This is a genomic window from Bdellovibrio sp. HCB337 (assembly GCF_047302465.1).
In the GTDB taxonomy this organism is placed as follows: Bacteria; Bdellovibrionota; Bdellovibrionia; order Bdellovibrionales; family Bdellovibrionaceae; genus JACMRP01.
The window spans coordinates 3,038,903-3,057,013 of the sequence record NZ_CP178621.1 but is presented as its reverse complement, the minus strand read 5'-3'; the positions used below and the strand labels follow the sequence as shown (position 1 = coordinate 3,057,013).

The following is an 18,111-nucleotide window of genomic DNA, read 5'->3' as shown; positions in this document are numbered from 1 at the left end:
TAGGATGGTCACAAATGTCTGATTTTAACTGGAAAGAATTTGATCTTTACAATCCCACTCCTGAGCATTCAATGCTCCGCGAAACAATCGCCGGCTTCACTAAGGATGAGATTGAGCCTCAAGCCCATGAATTTGACCGCAAAGAACGCTTCAATTTGGACCTTTTCCGTAAAGTTGGAGAGTTGGGTATTCTTGGTATCACGGTTCCAGATCAATTTGGTGGCGCGGGTATGGACGCAACAGCGGCTGTTCTTGTGCACGAAGAAATGTCTGCTTCTGATCCAGGTTTTACTTTGGCTTATCTTGCGCACTCTATGTTGTGCGTGAACAACATCGCGATGAACGCTAGCGATGAACAGCGTATGAAGTACTTGCCAAAACTTTGCTCTGGCGAGTGGATCGGTTCTATGTCGATGTCAGAGCCTGCAATCGGTACTGACGTTATGGGCATGCAAAGTACAGCCGTTAAAAAAGGTGACAAGTACATCTTGAACGGCCGTAAGATGTGGATCACAAACGGTACTATTGATGAAAATAAAACTCCTTGCGACCTAACTTTGGTTTACGCAAAGACGGGCGAGAAAAACGGTCGCTCTCTAATTTCTACATTCTTGGTTGAGAAATCTTTCAAAGGTTTCGAAGTCGGTCAAAAAATCCAAGACAAACTTGGTATGCGCGGTTCAAACACGGCGGAACTTGTGTTCCAAGATTGTGAAGTTCCAGTTGCGAACTTGATCGGCCAAGAAGGCGATTCAATGTTGCACATGATGAAAAACTTAGAGCTTGAGCGTTTGACTTTGGCTGCAATGAGTTTGGGTATTGCTCGTAGATCTATCGAGATCATGAATCGCTACGCGACTGAGCGCGAAGCTTTCGGCAAACCTTTGAACTTCTTCGGTCAAATGCAACGTTACATTGCTGACAGCTATGCAGAGTACAAAGCAGCTCGTGCTTACGTTTACGAAACTGCTCGTCGTATGGATTTGACTAAAGAAGGCAACCGTTTGGATTCTGACGGTGTGAAGCTTGTGGCTACAACAATGGGTAAAAACGTTGCAGACCGCGCGATCCAAGTATTGGGTGGTTACGGTTATGTGGGTGAATACGTTGTTGAACGCCTATGGAGAGATGCAAAGCTGCTTGAAATCGGCGGCGGTACTCTTGAGGCTCACCAAAAGAATATCACTCGCGATTTGTCTAAATCTCCAGAAGCGCTTTATAAGTAGGACTTAGATGTTTCCACACGCAGACCGCATTCCTGTTGATACGCACTTGTCAGTTCATTACGACCTGATTTTGCAGCATATCGGCCCTTTGTTAACCCCAGAGCGCCGTCAAAAAATCGACAGGGTGGTCGCTGGTCGTAACTTCGAAACAGCCGTGGTCCTAGAGGGTATCTATGATCGCGGTAATATCAGCGCTGTCATGAGAACAGCAGAAGGTTTGGGTTTTGCAAACTTCCATGTGGTAGAAACGCAAGAGAAGTTTAAAGAAGCCAACCGTGTTACTCAAGGTGCTGACAAATGGGTCGAAGTTCAGAAGTGGAAACAAAGCAAAGACTGTATCAAGGCTTTGAAAGACCAAGGTTACAGAATCTGTGTGACCACTTTAGAAGCCAGCAAACCACTGGCTGAAATCGATTTCTCAGGCAAAACAGCATTGGTATTGGGAAATGAAAAAGACGGCGTTAGCCGTGAAATGATCGATGCCGCTGATGAGCGTATGATCATCCCTATGCCGGGTTTCGTGCAAAGTTTTAATATTTCTGTGGCAGGTGCTTTGTGCCTGTATCACATCATGCAAGATCGTATTCACCGTCGTGGCAGCAATGCGGACCTTTCACAACACGAGCAGGACATCTTGAAAGCGCTTTATTACATGCGCACTCAGGACTCTTCGGTCGATTATCTTAAAGAGATGTTCTCTCGTGGGACTTTGGCTTAGTTCAATTTCTTACGCATTACGAAGCCATCAAGAGCGCCGGATACAGTATAGCCTGTAAGGCTGCCCCAAACCATTCCGACAGCTTCGACATAGCCGTCACTGCTGATATGCATGTCTGAAACCATAGCACCACCACCAGTAGCGGTGTCATGAAGGGCATCGACAAGAGCGCCAGTGCTGATATCCCAGCGAAGGATCGTCCAACCGTAGGTGCCGCCGTCATTAAAGTTATCGCCACCACCGGTAATGACATGATTGTTTGAATCAAGTTTGACACTCATGGTCTGTTGGTAGCTACCTGCAGGGCCGCTGTAGAGTTTGGTCCACTGCCTTACGCCATTGGAGTCAAATTTCGCTAACATTTGGTCTTTGTTACCGACATGAGTATTGCCATCAATATCTCGATCCGTGTAACCGCCAAGGTATGCATTACCACTACTATCGATGGCCATATCTAAGACTCCCACAACTGCGCCAGGCGTAGAGCCCAAGGTGCTGCTCCATTGTTTGGTGCCCGCCGAGTTAAATTTAATAAGAAGACCGTCGATGTTTCCGGCCGCTGTGTGTCCATCATAGGTACCTGAAAAGACGCCACCCAGGTATATGTTTCCAGAACCATCAAGCCCTAAAGCATTGCCATTCAGGGTTCTTAAAGCCTCGCCGACTTGACGAACCCAGAGGCGATTGCCGTTGTTATCGTATTTGGCGATAAAGGCATCTACGAACCCATTCAAACTTTGCCCACCCAGAGGGGCATTGGTGTGCCCGCAGACAAAGACATTGCCATTGCTATCGACACGCAAGTCGGTGCCGTTGGCAGCATAGGTGGCAGTTCCCAAGAGTTTCAGCCAAATCCTGTTGCCAGTGCTTGCATCGTATTTTGCGACAAAGAGATCTGTATTCCCATTGAGTGTCTCGCCAGCGATACTATTCAGGGTGTAGCCAGTGGTGTACACATAACCACCGGCATAGCGTATGCGGCCCCCAACCACCATTCCGGCGGCTGTCCCTTCACGTGCGGCCCACTCAAGAACTCCAGCGCTTGAGTACTTGGCAATCAGTGCATCGTAAGTACCGATTTGTGTTGTAGCGCCATAGTCTCCGGAAGCAATACCATTGATATATAAATTGCCGTCAGAATCAGAATCAGCGCCGCCCATCATGAACAGGCCACCAGTGACTCCGAATTGAACAAGGTATTCTGTAGTATTTGGAGTTGTCGAGCTCTGCGTTTCACTGCCCAGCAGCTCTGTATTCACGGAGCAACCTGCATTTAAAAATGCCGTCAAGATTACAAGTTGAGATAGTCTAAAACATTGTCGAAACAACATAGATGCCCTCACCGCTACAGTACTTTTCGGGGGGATCTCAAGGATTCTTCAGTGAAAATTATGTTCCCAAGTGAGGCCATTCCATAGTGAGAAAGTCCACAAATACAGAAATGTTTATAATGTTCTCTATTGAGAATTTATGTCTGCACTTCGGCGTTTTTTCTTCAAGCCATTAAAGTAGGCAGATGGATTTTTAAGGAGTGCTTCGTAGTAAGCATTTTGCTTCTCGATGCTTTTTTGTAAGCCGGGAAATTGGATGGATTCACAGATCTTCAATGCATCCATGGTATCTTTCGGATCGAACTTGTTTTGGTATTCGGTCGTCATCGAATCCACGCGGTGAAGAATGTCTTTCTTGAGTAGTAGAAGACTTTCAGAATCTAAGCTTGGTGTTGGATCAACGGCCTCTTTGGTTTCAAGAACTTCGTCATAAGACACCAAGCCGATACGGCCATTTTTGCCAACGGCCATTTCGCGATAGAAATCTTTGTCGTTGTTCTTAAGGTGAATCAGCAAGCTTTTACCTTGGTACTTGTTTTCAAGAACATAGATGGAGGTGTCGGTTGTAAAAAACAAGTTCTTGCCATGAGAAAGCACAATCGGGGTCGAGGCCTCATAAGTCAGCTTTTGAGTCTGGCCTTCAGATTTTCCATCAAGAGCCTCGTGGCATTTGATGATATTTGCAAGCTCTACTGCGGGCTCTTCAGCAGCGACTGCTGTTGCGGCAAGAATGGAAATAAAAATTAAAGTTACAAATTTCACGAGATCTCCAAGTTACTTCAGCTCTGGCCCACCGGGCCTGCGCTCTGTGGCCTTCCGGCCTAGTTCTTCCGAATAATTACGGACTTCATCAGTGGGTCTTCGTCGGGAAGTTCGAAGTCCAAGCAGAAGCCAGGAGAAGAAAGAACGGTGAAGTAAAATTGGCTTTTGAGCTTCTGAATGTTTTGCACCAGATCTGCTTGGGTCCACTTTTCATAGTTCGTACAAAAGAGTAGCAAGCCACCTTTGGCAAGGCAATAGAGACAATTCACAATTAGCTCTTCGTAGTTTTTGCTAATGCTAAATGTGCCACTCTTAGATCTGCCAAATGAAGGCGGGTCGCAGATAATCACATCAAATTTGCGTTTACGACGGGCTGTGCCTTTTAAGAAAATAATACTGTCTTGCACCCAAAATTCATAACGAGGTTTAGGAGCTTGATCCGACATCATGGTTTTGAAATCCATCTTAGGACCCGCAGCAATTTCATCAGGTGGAGTCAACGACAGGCCGTTCACTTCGAAATTCTTTTTGCTCCATTCCAGGAAGTTGCTGCTGACATCGACAGTAACAACTTCTTTAGCGCCACCAAGTGCTGCGTTAACGCTAAAGCCACCAGTGTAAGAGAACAAATTCAAAACACATTTGTCTTTGCTGTGCTCTCGCACCCATCTGCGGTTTTCACGTTGATCTAAGAAAAGTCCCGGAGATAATCCTGTGTCATTGCGGCATTCAAACTTCACGGCGTTTTCGGTAGAGACCCAGCGGATTTTTTCGGCACTTGGCCAAAGAAGTTGCGCATTCGGGTCTTCACCGCGATTGAGCATTTTTCTCACGAAATACTTTTTACCGAAACGATCGGCCACACGCTGAAAACGTTCCAGATCTTTCGTTGAAGGATCATTGTCTTTATACCAATAGAACCAAAGATACTCGCCAAACATGTCTACTCTGTAAGAATCGATGTCTTGATGGCTTAAGCGGAAACACTCGCTGGGCTTGCCTTTGAAGTCGAGCAACCACTGGCGTTTCTGGAAAGCTTCCAAAATCATCAACTCTTCTTCTTCGATGTTGGGTTGAGCATCAAGTTCGTTGACCCAAACCGGAAGTTCCGCTTGGAAGTGGTAAGGAAGTGATTTGTATTCAAAGCTAAGTGTGTCAGCGTGCAAACACAGACGATAGAAAGCGCTGCCACCGTGTTCTTTGCAGCCCAAGATTGGAATGCCGCAGGCCTCCGCATGCAAACGGATTTGGTGAGGTTTGCCTGTCGTTGGCTCGGCCTGCCAAAGTTCGTAAGGCCCCAAAGACTTCAATTTGGTGAACAGAGTCTTAGAGTTAGGCGTGCGGCCAGAAATATTTACGAACTTACCCTTGTCTTTTTCAATGGTGGACTCATATTCAAAGCGATCCGGAGCGATTTTGCGATCCGTGAGAAAAAGATATTTTTTGTAAATGAGGTGCTTCTCGAAAAGACTCGACAGTTCCGCCGCTGCAGGCTTATTTGTGGCAAACAGCATGGCTCCTGAAGTTTCTTTGTCTAAACGATGAACTACGAGGAGCTCCTTCTGTAATTTTTCAGAGAGGATTTCGACGTAACCTTTTTTGCCAATATCCGGCGAATGGGTGTTATAGCCCGAGGGTTTTTGCGTGAATATGAAGTCTGAATGAGAAGAGCCCATGCCCTTAAGCGTTACACGGATTTGATTGTCGGTCACGGGGAGTTTCAGTACATTGGCTTCACATTTGGAGGTTGCAGCATGATGAAAACACTTACGAACTTAACACTTCTATTTTTAACCGCTTCTTTACTTTCTGGTTGCGGAATTCAGTCCATTCCACAGTCTAAGAACCAGGTCGAGGCCTCTTTGGCTGAAATTACGAACCAATACAAACGTCGAGCAGATTTGATTCCAAATCTTGTGAGCGTGGTTAAGGGTTACGCAAAACACGAAGAGCAAACATTGACGTCTGTCATCGAAGCTCGTGCAAAAGCGACACAAGTAACTTTGGATCCAACAAAAATTACACCTGAAAAACTGAAAGAGTATCAAGAAGCACAAAGCGGAGTTTCTCAAGCTTTGGGTCGTTTGATGGTGGTGTCTGAGCAGTATCCTAACTTGAAAGCAGATACTCAGTTCCGTGATTTACAAGCGCAGCTTGAGGGCACCGAGAATCGCATCACAGTGGCTCGTCAAAGATACATTCAATCAGTTCAAGATTTTAATAATCTTGTGACAGTCCCACCAACGAGCTGGACGAACTCTTTGATTTATCATCACGAGAAAATGCCTCAGTGGGATGTTGCCGCTGAAGAAAAAGGCGCTGTAGAAAAACCACCACAAGTGACTTTCTAGAGTAACCTTTGAAAATGACCCGTAGTCTTTTCTTTGTAATTTTATTTTTTGCTAGCTTTGCTTGGGCGGAATTCAAAGTTCCGCGCTTGACCGGGCCTGTGATGGACGAAGTGGGCGTGATGCGCCCCCAAGACCGTCGCGAGTTGGAACAGGTCATTCGTGATTACAACAGCAAGGGCAAAGCGCAGATCCAAGTTTTGGTGATCGAGTCCTTGCAGGATTACACCATCGAAGAAGCTTCCATCAAAATCACCGACGTATGGAAGCTTGGAACTGAGAAGCAAGACAATGGTATTTTATTTCTAATTGCACCCAACGAAAGAAAACTGCGTATCGAAGTCGGGCAGGGGCTTGAGGGCACTCTTCCCGATGTGATCGCAAAACGCATTATCGATGATACGGTATTGCCGCTTTTTAAAGCCCGCAATCTTTCAGCGGGTGTTGTTGTCGGTGTTTATCAAATCATTAAGTACGTCGATCAAGAATACGCCGATCAACATTTGGCAGATCCAGCGCCGGCTCCGCAAAAATCAATTCCGGGCTGGCTCGTTATTGTCATCTTACTTTTACTTCTCTTCATCGGGCGCTTTATGCCGTCAAGATCCTTCCGTGGAGGCCGCCGAGGTGGTTTCTATGGTGGTGGCTTCGGCGGTGGCGGGGGCTTTGGTGGCGGAGGAGGCGGCGGCTGGTCTGGCGGCGGTGGCGGTTTCAGTGGAGGCGGAGCTTCGGGCTCTTGGTAACTATGGCAGATAAATGGGTACAGAAATATCTCTCTGAAAGCGAAATCACTGACATCAGCAAAGCTGTGCAGGCGGTGGAGCAATCCACCAGTGGCGAGATCGTGCCGATGATCGTGCACAGAAGCTCTGCCATTCGTCATGTGCCTGTGATTCTGGGCTTGAGTTTCGCGCTTCTATTTTTGGGCGTTGAAATGTTAGGTGTCGGCGGCTGGTATCTGAATGACTGGATGCCGTTCTTGCTCGAGCACTGGGGGTATCAGGTTTTATTCTTGATTCTTTTGATGGTGCTAGCATGGTGGTTGTCCCATCTGCAATCGGTGCAAAGATTTTTGACCTCGGACCAAGATGAAAAAGACCAAGTCGAGAAACGTGCTCAGTTAGAGTTTTTCTTGCATCGTTTGAATCACACGAACAAAAAAACAGGCATCTTGATTTTTGTCTCTGTGATGGAACGACGAGCAGTCATTTTGGCTGATGAGGGGATAGCCAAGGTTCTTCCACCACAAACCTGGAATGAAGTTCTAAAACCCTTGATGGGCCAACTGAAAAAGGGCTCTTGGTCAGACGGCTTCCAAGAGGCGATCAAGCAAACGGGCGGCCTTTTGCAGACTCATTTCCCATCGAGCACATCTGCTAACGAACTTAGCAATCAGCTCATTATCAAAGAATAGATATCGTGCGTCATTAATATTGATGTAGGGCGGGATTCAGTGTTAGATACTGAGGATCTCTTACGAATGCGACCGTAGCTCAGCTGGATAGAGTACTTGGCTTCGAACCAAGGTGTCGGGAGTTCGAATCTCTCCGGTCGCACCAATAAAAAAAGCCACCCACGCGGTGGCTTTTTTTATTGATGCGTCTGGGGAATTGAAGAACTCCCGTGAGTTCGACAAAATGGCCATGATGGCCATTTTGGACTGCCGCAGGCAGCCGCGAAGCGGTGGTTGGCAGGATGGCAACCATCAATCTCTCCGGTCGCACCAAATTCATTTCCCAAAATGCTCAGACAGTGTTTCTGCCATCCTGGCAGAAATCCCTACGGGACTACGCGAAGAAATGCCATCATGGCATTTCTTTCCTCAGCCGTTGGCTTTGGGTAGCACTTTGTTATGGGCGCTTGCGGAACTCGCATTTTGGGAAAGGAATTTGTGCACGAGCAGAGCAGATCTCGGAGTTCAGCAAAATGGCCATGATGATAACCATCAATCTTTTCGAAATTTTTTTCTAGGAATCGTAAAGATAAACTTGCTGCCCTCTCCAATTTTGGACTCGGCCCAGATTTTCCCGCCATGGGCTTCGACGAGCATCTTTGAAATGTATAAACCAAGTCCTAAACCAGTGCGATTTTTAGACCCGATCTGTGCGAAGCGCTCGAAGATTTGCGCTTTCTTCTCTTCCGGGATACCAGGTCCGGTGTCTGTAATTGAAATCTGTACTGTGTTGTTGTCTGGTTCAACGGTTATGGTGACCATTCCGCCTTTGGGAGTGAACTTTATAGCATTCCCAATAAGGTTTGAAATGACCTGGCGAATGCGATCTGGGTCACAATAACTTTCACAGTTAATATCGAAAGGAGTGGTTCGAAGCTGAATGGACTTCGCCGAGGCTGCCATTTTAAAAGTCTCGACGGTCTCTCGAACTAGGTCTCCCATACAACAGTCTATGGGGTTGATTGCCAATTTCCCCTGAGCCACGCGCTCCACATCTAGAAGGTCCGCAATGAGTCTTAACGAGGTATCGGCACTTTGTTTAATTAAAACAATCAAATCTCTAACTTCGGGATCTATCTTTTCGTAGGCTGGATCCTCCAGCAGCATGCTTGCGCACGCTGAAGCCGCTCCGATAGGGTTGCGCAAGTCATGGCTGACGATCGCAAGAATCTCTTCGCGAGAGGTCAGACTTGTTTTCGTCTTAAGATGTTCGCTGACTTCTTGTTCTAAGAGATCCGAGGAATGATGAAATTCGGTATCAGTCTGAAAACGTTCCTCTTTTAAATTTTGGTCGGTAATGTTGCGTTCAGCGCTCAGTAAACGATTAGCGATGGTACTTTTTAACTCGCGTTCGCTATCGATAGCAAAATCTACGCGTTTCCTCTCAAGATCAATTGCTATATCTGCAAGACGTCGCTCCTCTTGAAGTCGTTCATCACTATTGCGTCTCTCGTCGCGAATGTCATAATTTTCTGAATTTCGGTCAGAGTCTCTGTTTGCATCAGCGGCTGTACGAGTGGTGGTCGTTGACTGATCTGCTTTGGCTCTCTCAGTCACAACGCTTTGATCTATTAGCTGTTCCGTATCTTCGCGCGATTTCACTAGCGAATCGTTTGTTTTCTCACGCTCTGCTGCCAAACTTGCATCGGTCTTTTGGCGCTCGTCCGGCAGAAATGGGGGAGATGATTTAGAAGATATCACGGCACCTCCAATTGGCACTTATCACGAGAATAGAACCAGCTAATAATCTAGACCTATCTAGGTGCCAAAGGTAATGGAGCTTTCACGAAAACATTCATTTTTATCAATGAAAGTGACGCCAAGTTTAGGGCCCGAAACTTTACGAATCCTGTGCCATAAAGCACCTCGAAAAGCTTGTGGGTGGAAAATAAAAGCATGGCACCGTGAGGCATGCCGCAAAAGCAAATGACAAATAAGCATTAGAAGATACCATAGCCCTCGTTTTGTGCGTGGGGGGAATATGTTTCGTATCTTATCGGTAGTTTTTGTGACTGGCTTGGTTTCTATCGCTAATGCTCAGCTTTGTACGAAGTGGTCGGCACCTCAAAAGTTGGGGCTTCTAGATACGAAGATGCTGAAAGAAGTTAGCGGCCTGACAGTGTCTAAGCAGTTCCCGGATCGTATTTATCATCATAATGATTCTAAGGACCTCGGCGCTTTTTATATCACGGATCTTTTGGGCGGCCACACGCAAGAAGTTCTATTTACTTCTGAAAAGGTTGTAGATATCGAAGACGTTTCTATGGGGCCTTGTGATGTTGGCCAGTGTTTATTCCTTGGCGACATTGGTGATAATAAGAAAAATCGTAAGACACTCGATCTTTGGATTCTTCCCGAGACTGAAACATTCCAAGATATTGCTGCGACTGCGAAAAAAGTAACCTTCCAATATCCAGATGGCCCTCACAATGCCGAGAGTATGGCTGTACATCCAAAAACTGGTGATGTTTATATTCTGACGAAAGAAGCTGATGAAGAAGGGGAGCGCCGCTCTTACGCTGGGAAGCTGTATCGCTTGTCAAGGTCGGCCTTTGGCTTGAAAGACTCCACTCTGCAATTCGTGGGGACTATTGATCTTCCGTGGCTGAATTATAACTATGGTCTTTTCGGAGGGATGGCGACAGGAATGGATATCAGTCCTGACGGTCAGAATCTTTTAATTGCCTCTTATGAGAACTTCATGGAAATCAGCATGAACAAGATTATGAACGAGGTTCCGAACTCACGTTCTTGGAAAAGAAATCAAGATTATCGTGTGATCGATCTCAGAGATTTCCTTTCACAATTAGAAGCCGTGGGGTATTCCCCAGATGGAAATTCTTTTTACTTTGAATCTGAATTCAATCCTGAAGACGGAGGCGATAAAGAATCTCCGCTCTTTAGAATGGATTGCCTAGAGCGTAAACCTTAGTAAAGATCCTTCAAATTAATACGAACACCCTCAATCTGAATCCAAGAGTCCACAGATTGAGAGGGCACTACTTGATGAAGGCCCAATGCCATCAGCATTTTTGAATCGAGTGCTGTCAATGGCATCTCGAGCTTTTGCACAAAGCTGGGCTCGCTAGAAATCTCTTCGCGTTGTTGAACTTCGATCAGCATAGGTGTTCCAGGCCGCGCCAGATAAGCTGTCTGAGAATGCTTGATGGTGTGGAGACTCTTCGGATGCAAGAGCCAGCCAGATCCCGATAGTCCATCAATATAACTTTCAAGATTTAAAACATCGATGGCCAAATGATGAAGTCCCGGACCGCGCTTTTTCATTGCTCGGGTATAGGCCCCTTCTTTAACAGGTTCCATTAATAGCAAAAGGGCGCTCTTAGAGTTTAATTCGCCTACGTAAATTTCCAGTGTGCCTTCGCCTTCCCATTCTTGGGCGGACCCAATCGCGAAATGGTGTTTTTCTAGCACTGCGGCAGCTTTTTTAACAGAAGGAACAAGTAGGGCGACGTGATTTAGGCTCATTGGTGACCTCAATACCTTTTTTTTGAAAGGTCCCACAATTTGCTAAAAGTAGCATCTGAAAAAAGTCGGTGAAAATTTATTTTGAGGCTTGAGACACGTGCTCTGAGAACCACTCGGCGTTTGCTCGGAGTTGTTCGGGATCTGTGGTAGCCACAAATTCTTTGATGATTTCAGAGAGCTTCGTTTTTCTTAAAGACTCGCGCCAGGCTTCGTCGGCTTGATGCATAGAACGCGCAATCAGGCACTTCGCAGAAAAAGATTTCTTATTTTTGATACAAGGATTGTTCTTGCGAATTTCGCTGCACTGAAAAGTATTTTGTCGGCCTTCGATGGCTTCGACGATTTCTAGGAATGTAATCTGGTCCGCGGCCTTGGCTAAGCGGTAACCACCTTTGGGTCCCAAAGAGCTATCGACAAGGCCCGCGTTTGAAAGCAGTTGCAAAGACTTTAACAAGTACTCTTTAGGGACGCCATGGTACTCGGCGAGAAACTTGGAAGAGATTCTCGTATCGCTGGGCAAACCGCCCAGCACAGCCATACAATGAAGTCCCCATTCGACTTGGTTGCCTAAAGTCATAGACCTGCCTTATCTAAACCCCATGCTTTGTCGGCCGATCCCGGAACAGAGCGGAAGGGTACTGCGAAGCGATTCCACAAGTTGATCATGCCGATGGCTAGAGTCAGCTCGGACAATTCTTTATCGCTGAAGTGTTCTTTTACTTCAGAGTAAAGCGCATCATCAATCGACTCGGAACTTAGTTTGGTCAGAGCTTCAGTCCATTTTAATGCGGCTTTTTCTTTTGGTGAAAAAAGCGGGGACTCTTCCCAAACCGCGACGTGATAGAGGCGCAATTCTCTTTCGTCATCGATCTTAGCTTCTTTTGAATGCATATCAACACAGAAAGCGCAGCGATTGATTTGAGAAGCACGTAGTTTAACCAAATGAATGAGGTGGCGATCTATAGAGGATTTTTTAATAAGACCTTCAAGCTCGGTCATTTTAGCCATGGCTTCTGGAATTTGTGGGTAATAGTGAAGACGTTGCATCTAGGACTCCTTGTTAATTACAGATATAATATATCCGTAATAAGAATTTGTCAATACGGCTTCTGAGGTAATGATAAAATACAAGTAATTTCAGGTGTTTATGTGTAAAAAGAAAAAGGCGCGGGGACACCGCGCCTTTTATTTTGAAAGAAGGAAACCTTCTTAGCGAGCCAAGTAAGTGCAGTGGCTAACAGTGTAATGAACTGGTTTTTCCATAGAGTACTTCGCGCTCTCGCCAGAACGGATAACATGGTCGATACGATCTTGCTGAGTCGTAGAGCCACCTTTATCAAAAGTGCTGTCCATGTAGAACACAACATACTTCATATCCAAAGAGTTGTTGGTTTTATTTTTAAAACTGCAGTGATAGTGGTTAGACGTGCTGGTCAATGTGCCAGTGTGACGCTTAAGGAACCAACCTGCATTTGCAGACATAGCTGTTGCTGTAATAGCCAAGAATAGAATCGATTTCATGAACCCTCCATATAGTAAAATCGAGCCACAGCTTTGCAGGAGGGATAAAAATCTGCAAGCACTCTTCCTAGAAAATTTAAAGTTTTTTTGCTCCACTGCACAATCTAAGAGCAAGAGCAAGAGCAGGAACTAGAGACCGAAGACGTGGATTGGCAATCGTAAGAGGGAAAGATCCCCATTGCCGATAGCACCTGTGGTATTTGCACCAAGGCATTTTACATCATTGGTCGAAAGTTTATAGCAAGTGTTATATTCGCTGGCAGAAACTTGGGCGGCACCACTTGCCACAAGGAAGCCTGGCGTTGTTCCAGGAAGCGCACCGATTTGATAATTAGAGTTCGATCCCCAACACTTCACGCCACCAGAGGTCGTGACGCCGCAAGTATGGATCAGACCTGTAGAGACCTGAGAATAACCAACTCCACTATCGATCAGGACGGGGGTACTGCTATCAGTGGTAGTTCCATCGCCGAGCTGTTTGCTGGCATTGGATCCCCAGCAATACAAAGCACCGCCTTGAATTCCACAAGTATAGCCACTGGCGACGGAAATTTGTGAATAGTTCAGTCCCGTACTTACTGGAATCATGGAGCCTGTTGTTGAGCCAATACCGAATTGACCGCTAGTATTATTCCCCCAGCAATACAGAATATTTGAACTGTTTAGGGCGCAGGCATGAGTGGGGCCGGCGCTGATAGCAATTGCTCCAAAGGAGCTATTCAAAACTTCCACCGGAGTATTTTGTTGAAGAGAAGAGTTATTTCCTACTTTACCACCAGGCCCATTGAAGCCCCAACATTGGACAGAGCCATTATCAAGACGGGCGCAGGCGTTGTTGTTGCCCATGTCGACTTCAAGTACGCCAGAGGCGATAATGTCATAAGGGCGTAGACGGCGGCCCGAGCCGACGCCGTCTCCTAAGCGGCCATCTGTGTTTGATCCCCAGCACTGCAATTTTCCAGACGCAAAAACAGCGCAAGAGAAATATTCTCCCACGGCAATTTGCACAACTCCACTATCAATAACTTGCACCGGAGAAGTACGAGCAGAGAGGGTTCCATCACCAACTTCGCCATTAGTATTTTCACCCCAGCAGCGAACAGCACCCGAGGTCGTCAGTCCGCAGCTGTGATATTTACCAGCAGCCACCGTGGTGAAATTCGTATCTACACTGCTTGCGACTTTCGCAAACGCATCGTAGCTGCCTAACTGAGAGTAATAATTGGAACCCCAGCATTTTGTTTCGCCATTAGACGCCAGAGCACAGGTGTGTGAACTTCCAGTCATTATGCTAATAACGCCAGCAGCGACGGCCACAGGGGCATTGCGACTTAATATGGTTCCATCTCCGACTTGGCCAACATCATTATTGCCCCAACATTTCATGTCGCCATTTGAAAGTAGCGCACACGTATGCACAGATCCCACGGCCAAATCGGCGACACCTGATGCAATTGCAATCGTTGGAACTAATTTCTGCGTTCCAGAGCCATCACCCAATTGTCCATAGGTATTAGCTCCCCAGCATTTCAAGGCCCCTGTTTGGGTGATACCACAAGCATGGTTTTGACCGACGGCGACCTTCGTATACGAGACTCCGCTATCGACGATGACAGGAGTAGGTCTGTTCGTCGTAGAGTTATCACCGAGTTGTCCAACGTTGTTTAAGCCCCAGCATTTCAGAACGCCAGTCGTAGTGATACCACAAGTGCTAAGTGCGCCAGGGGCCACCATCGCGTAATCCACGCCGATATCAATTTCGACAGCAGAAAGTTTCTGTCCTGTGGTGCCATCACCGAGTTGATAGCTCGAATTTAAGCCCCAACACCACAAGCTATTGTCGGCAAAGCCGATGGCACAAGTGTAGTTTTGTCCCGCGGCGATTTTGCTGTAGGTATCTGGGCTGATTTGATAAGGCGTGGGTCTTTGTGTATTTGAACCATCGCCCAATTGCCCATTGGTATTGTTACCCCAGCATTTTGCATTGTTTGCGCTCGTCAAAACGCATGTGTGGTTTGTTCCCGTGGTAAGACTGTAGTAACCACCACTCATTGCAGAAGGTGTCTGAGGACTAAAACGGGTATTGGTAAGTCCATCACCCAATTGGGCCATGGCGCCCGAGCCCCAGCAGCTCGGTGTACCGCCGGATTTAAGAACGCATGTGTGGTTGCCGCCAAACCCTTGGGCTAAACTTGCAGCTGCAGGACCTGCAGACTCATCATCGCGAATATATATTTCTTTTTGTGAGATCTTTGCTAGCAAACCGGGGAAGTCCCCGTTGATATGGTCGATGGCCAAGCGAATGCGACGGAACCCATTAGAGATCGCATCGTTTGTCACTGACAAGGTAAAGGTTTGCGCAATACTCCCTGCAGGAATCACCACGTTATTCGTGGAAAGAATATACTCTGAACCACTTATCATTGTGCTGTAGTCAGCGACGTGAACGGTCATCGAGTAGTGAGCATCGTATTCTAAATCAACTTGGAGAGTTTGTGCCGGGTCGTTCTCATTAATACGTATCGACGGAGACCCAGCCAAAGTTACTTTCGGTGGGTTTGGCATAATGATGATATCTTTATTGATGCCCAGAGCTCCACTGGCATTCGTCGCAGGTAGAAGTAGAGAAGCATTGTTCAAGGCCGTGTCTTTAATAAGACCACCACTCAGTGCTAATGCAGATGTCGAAGAGTAATTAAGATCCGCTTGGCTATCACCCGAGACCACCGTGTATGTAAAGGTCAGTGTGTCGGTTCCGGAACCACTTGTATAAGTCGCATACTGAGTAGTAGGGGTTGTATTCAACATCAGTGTCGGATTGCCCGTGACATTCACAACTTCACTTAAAGTTATTTGAATTGAAATCGTGGCGCCAGGTCCGTATTTCTTATTTGCATTCGATGAAGTCACGTTCGTCACTGTCGGGGAAATATTGTCATACGTGTAAGCTAAAGAAACCGATGAACACGCTGACATATTTCCGGCAAGATCCGTCGCTGTCGAGTAGTAATTATAATTGCCAGCGCTTGAAAGAGCTGACGAGGTCACGATCACAGAACTACCACTCGCAGTCTCAGAACCTTTTTCGGTCGTGCAGGAAGCATCTGAGTAAATTTTAACGACATCATCATTACTAACAGTCGAAACCTGCATCATCGGAGAAGCAATATTACCAGGGCTTGATCCTGGAGTAATCAAACTTAAAGAGTTCGGTGCAGGCGGAGCTGTTAAATCAAGATCATAAGCGACAGAGATCGAAGAACACGCCGAACTATTGCCTGCAGGATCTGTGGCTTTTGAGTAGAACGTATAACTTCCCTCAGGCAAAGCAGACGATGTCAGGACGGCATTACCACCAGCAGCGGTAGTCTGTGCTTTTTGCGTTGTACAAGACGCATCACTATAAAGACCGATCACATCGCCATTTGTTAGTCCCGAAACTGTGATCGTAGGCGTCGTATCATTGCCCGGACTTGATATAGGCGAAGTCAGCGCCATTGAAGATGGAGCCGACGGCGCAATGTTATCAAAGACATAAGATAAGTTCGCAGTCGAACACGAAGAACTATTGCCAGCGACGTCAAAAGCTTGTGCGTAGTAAGTGTATGTGCCAGAAGTGCTCAATGCCGTGCTAAGAGTAACTCCGACAGAGGATCCTGAAGCCACAGCTGTCCCTACAAGGCTTGAGCACGAAGCATCTGAATAAAGCTTTGCAGTATCACCACTTGTCATTGGCCCCACGAGCAATGTCGGCTGAGTCACATTGCTTGGGCTTGAAGCTGGATTTGACAGCGTGATGGAATTTGGTTTTGTTGGCGGTGTTGAATCGTAGACGTAAGTTACTTTTGCAGTCGAACACGCCGAAACATTGCCAACGGAATCCGTAGCATTTGCATAGTAATCATAACTGCCGTCGCTGCTCAGAGTGATGGCGCCAATCGCGATGTTAACGCCACCCGCAATACCTCCGCCAACGATGCTGGAGCAAGTGGCATCACTATAAAGGCCAATGGAGTCGCCGGATGAAACTCCACTTACTGTGATGATCGGTGCATTGACATTACCAGGGCTCGAGGCCGGAGTTGTAAGTGACAATCCAGTCGGAGCACTTGGTGCTGTGATATCCAAAGTGTAAGTCGCAAATGCCGTCGAGCAAGCCGAGGCATTGCCGTAAGCATCAAGAGCTTTTGCATAGATGAAGTAGTTGCCACTAACACTGAGTGCAGGCGTGACCGTCAAAGTTTGCGGAGACGACGCGGTTACCATGGAAGCAGCTTCTGAAATACATAAAGAATCTAAGTAAATTTTAACTGTATCACCAGCCACAAGACCATCGACATCGACACTTGGAGTGATGTTGTTATCAGGGCTATTTACGCCACTTGCAAGACTCACGTTTGTTGGAACGGCCGGTGGAGTGATGTCATAAACATACTGTGCAAAAGCACTGCTGCAAGTTGAGGTATTGCCAGCACGGTCGACAGCATTTGCATAGTACTGGTAAGTGCCTTCCATGATCGCAGAGCTTGTCAGGTTCATGCTTGTGCTAGTTGCTAGGGCTGATGCCAGAGACGCAGAACAAGCGGCATCGGTGAAGATAGCGACTGTCGAGTTCATCTCAAGACCTGTTACTTGCAGATCCGGAGTGCTGTCACTATGAACCACGGTCACCAAGCTCACTCCGGAGGGAGCAGTTGGCGCAATCGTATCGTAAGTGTAAGTGACTTTGTTCTTAGAACATTCAGAAGTAAGTCCAAGGCTTGAAGTAACAATCGCATAAAACTCGTAAACGCCATCGGAACTCAAAGCGCTGGGACTCATATTCACAGAAGTGTCTGAGGCCGTCGTGCTGATCTCTCCGACTTTTTGAGTGACGTCGCAAGTTGCAGAAGTGAAGAGTTCTACTTTCGTAGAATCCGAAAAGCCGGAGACTTCTAAGATCGGAGTAGGGTTGTTGCTTGTTGCGGAAGTCGCGCCGTTGATTTTAAGAACGACGCCAGGGAATAGGTCATCACCGACCAGGGATTTTAAAAAATCCACCTGAGTTTTGGCGTTGGAACAAGCCACAAGACTTGCCCAAGTGGTTAATAAGAGTGCTCTTTGAGCCCAGCGACGTACCGTTTGCATGCTAAGTAATTTATCGGCAAATACTGGCTCAAAGTTTGGATTTAATTGAGAAATCCTGGGTGTTTTTGTTCGATCCCCGAACTGAGAAACAGAGAGTCTCACCTTGAGACGTTCAAAGCGGGAAGAAAATAAAAAAGGA

General features: G+C 46.7%; 15 protein-coding genes and 1 tRNA gene. 7 read left to right on the top strand and 9 right to left on the bottom strand.

Annotated elements, in window-relative coordinates; all coding sequences use genetic code 11:
- Positions 1–14: 14 nt before the first annotated feature.
- On the top strand, positions 15–1,226 hold the full coding sequence (locus ACLWBB_RS14760; protein WP_413288310.1) for an acyl-CoA dehydrogenase family protein: 1,212 nt from the start codon (positions 15–17) through the stop codon (positions 1,224–1,226).
- 7 nt (positions 1,227–1,233) lie between these two features.
- Positions 1,234–1,944 carry a TrmH family RNA methyltransferase gene (locus ACLWBB_RS14755; RefSeq protein WP_413288309.1) on the top strand — a complete coding sequence of 237 codons (711 nt, stop codon included), beginning with the start codon at positions 1,234–1,236 and terminating at the stop codon, positions 1,942–1,944.
- On the opposite strand, the gene ACLWBB_RS14750 is transcribed toward ACLWBB_RS14755, so the two are convergent.
- From ACLWBB_RS14750 to ACLWBB_RS14740, 3 genes are all read right to left on the bottom strand, one after another.
- The gene (locus ACLWBB_RS14750; protein ID WP_413288308.1) at positions 1,941–3,233 is read right to left on the bottom strand and encodes an SBBP repeat-containing protein; all 1,293 of its coding nucleotides are present in this window, start codon (positions 3,231–3,233) and stop codon (positions 1,941–1,943) included. The two genes, ACLWBB_RS14755 and ACLWBB_RS14750, sit on opposite strands and share 4 nt — an antisense overlap.
- 168 nt (positions 3,234–3,401) lie before the next feature.
- The gene (locus ACLWBB_RS14745) at positions 3,402–4,037 is read right to left on the bottom strand and encodes a hypothetical protein (protein ID WP_413288307.1); all 636 of its coding nucleotides are present in this window, start codon (positions 4,035–4,037) and stop codon (positions 3,402–3,404) included.
- Between the two features lie 59 nt (positions 4,038–4,096).
- A complete protein-coding gene (locus ACLWBB_RS14740) occupies positions 4,097–5,749 on the bottom strand; it encodes a class I SAM-dependent methyltransferase (RefSeq protein WP_413288306.1) in 1,653 nt (550 codons plus the stop codon).
- 45 nt (positions 5,750–5,794) lie between these two features.
- Between ACLWBB_RS14740 and ACLWBB_RS14735 the strand changes: the two genes are divergently transcribed.
- From ACLWBB_RS14735 to ACLWBB_RS14720, 4 genes are all read left to right on the top strand, one after another.
- On the top strand, positions 5,795–6,388 hold the full coding sequence (locus ACLWBB_RS14735; RefSeq protein ID WP_413291612.1) for a LemA family protein: 594 nt from the start codon (positions 5,795–5,797) through the stop codon (positions 6,386–6,388).
- Positions 6,389–6,402: 14 nt separating this feature from the next.
- Positions 6,403–7,128 carry a TPM domain-containing protein gene (locus tag ACLWBB_RS14730; RefSeq protein WP_413288305.1) on the top strand — a complete coding sequence of 242 codons (726 nt, stop codon included), beginning with the start codon at positions 6,403–6,405 and terminating at the stop codon, positions 7,126–7,128.
- Between the two features lie 2 nt (positions 7,129–7,130).
- Complete coding sequence (locus ACLWBB_RS14725; RefSeq protein WP_413288304.1) at positions 7,131–7,799, top strand: TPM domain-containing protein; 669 nt, start codon at positions 7,131–7,133, stop codon at positions 7,797–7,799.
- Between the two features lie 68 nt (positions 7,800–7,867).
- Positions 7,868–7,944: transfer RNA gene (locus ACLWBB_RS14720), tRNA-Arg, on the top strand.
- Between the two features lie 386 nt (positions 7,945–8,330).
- Here the strand turns inward: ACLWBB_RS14720 and ACLWBB_RS14715 are convergent.
- A complete protein-coding gene (locus tag ACLWBB_RS14715) occupies positions 8,331–9,539 on the bottom strand; it encodes a sensor histidine kinase (protein WP_413288303.1) in 1,209 nt (402 codons plus the stop codon).
- 280 nt (positions 9,540–9,819) lie between these two features.
- Here ACLWBB_RS14715 and ACLWBB_RS14710 point away from each other — a divergent pair, with 280 nt between their 5' ends.
- Positions 9,820–10,770 carry a hypothetical protein gene (locus ACLWBB_RS14710; RefSeq protein WP_413288302.1) on the top strand — a complete coding sequence of 317 codons (951 nt, stop codon included), beginning with the start codon at positions 9,820–9,822 and terminating at the stop codon, positions 10,768–10,770.
- On the opposite strand, the gene ACLWBB_RS14705 is transcribed toward ACLWBB_RS14710, so the two are convergent.
- The 5 genes from ACLWBB_RS14705 to ACLWBB_RS14685 form a co-directional block, all read right to left on the bottom strand.
- The gene (locus tag ACLWBB_RS14705; RefSeq protein WP_413288301.1) at positions 10,767–11,324 is read right to left on the bottom strand and encodes a hypothetical protein; all 558 of its coding nucleotides are present in this window, start codon (positions 11,322–11,324) and stop codon (positions 10,767–10,769) included. The genes ACLWBB_RS14710 and ACLWBB_RS14705 overlap by 4 nt on opposite strands.
- A 76-nt stretch (positions 11,325–11,400) precedes the next feature.
- Positions 11,401–11,901: an RrF2 family transcriptional regulator gene (locus tag ACLWBB_RS14700; RefSeq protein WP_413288300.1), complete on the bottom strand. Its 501-nt coding sequence runs from the start codon at positions 11,899–11,901 to the stop codon at positions 11,401–11,403.
- Positions 11,898–12,371, bottom strand: coding sequence for a carboxymuconolactone decarboxylase family protein (locus ACLWBB_RS14695; RefSeq protein ID WP_413288299.1), 474 nt, complete (start codon positions 12,369–12,371; stop codon positions 11,898–11,900). Before ACLWBB_RS14695 ends, ACLWBB_RS14700 begins: the two co-directional genes overlap by 4 nt.
- Before the next feature lie 162 nt (positions 12,372–12,533).
- Positions 12,534–12,845 carry a hypothetical protein gene (locus ACLWBB_RS14690; RefSeq protein ID WP_413288298.1) on the bottom strand — a complete coding sequence of 104 codons (312 nt, stop codon included), beginning with the start codon at positions 12,843–12,845 and terminating at the stop codon, positions 12,534–12,536.
- Between the two features lie 129 nt (positions 12,846–12,974).
- Complete coding sequence (locus ACLWBB_RS14685; protein ID WP_413288297.1) at positions 12,975–17,972, bottom strand: Ig-like domain-containing protein; 4,998 nt, start codon at positions 17,970–17,972, stop codon at positions 12,975–12,977.
- Positions 17,973–18,111 lie beyond the last annotated feature (139 nt).

Coding starts and splice junctions, on each gene's coding strand:
- ACLWBB_RS14755 (WP_413288309.1), top strand. CDS start 1,234: ATGTTTCCACACGCAGACCGCATTCCTGTTGATACGCACTTGTCAGTT.
- ACLWBB_RS14735 (WP_413291612.1), top strand. CDS start 5,795: ATGAAAACACTTACGAACTTAACACTTCTATTTTTAACCGCTTCTTTA.
- ACLWBB_RS14695 (WP_413288299.1), bottom strand. CDS start 12,371: ATGCAACGTCTTCACTATTACCCACAAATTCCAGAAGCCATGGCTAAA.
- ACLWBB_RS14690 (WP_413288298.1), bottom strand. CDS start 12,845: ATGAAATCGATTCTATTCTTGGCTATTACAGCAACAGCTATGTCTGCA.
- ACLWBB_RS14730 (WP_413288305.1), top strand. CDS start 6,403: ATGACCCGTAGTCTTTTCTTTGTAATTTTATTTTTTGCTAGCTTTGCT.
- ACLWBB_RS14760 (WP_413288310.1), top strand. CDS start 15: ATGTCTGATTTTAACTGGAAAGAATTTGATCTTTACAATCCCACTCCT.
- ACLWBB_RS14705 (WP_413288301.1), bottom strand. CDS start 11,324: ATGAGCCTAAATCACGTCGCCCTACTTGTTCCTTCTGTTAAAAAAGCT.
- ACLWBB_RS14725 (WP_413288304.1), top strand. CDS start 7,131: ATGGCAGATAAATGGGTACAGAAATATCTCTCTGAAAGCGAAATCACT.
- ACLWBB_RS14710 (WP_413288302.1), top strand. CDS start 9,820: ATGTTTCGTATCTTATCGGTAGTTTTTGTGACTGGCTTGGTTTCTATC.
- ACLWBB_RS14685 (WP_413288297.1), bottom strand. CDS start 17,972: ATGCAAACGGTACGTCGCTGGGCTCAAAGAGCACTCTTATTAACCACT.
- ACLWBB_RS14700 (WP_413288300.1), bottom strand. CDS start 11,901: ATGACTTTAGGCAACCAAGTCGAATGGGGACTTCATTGTATGGCTGTG.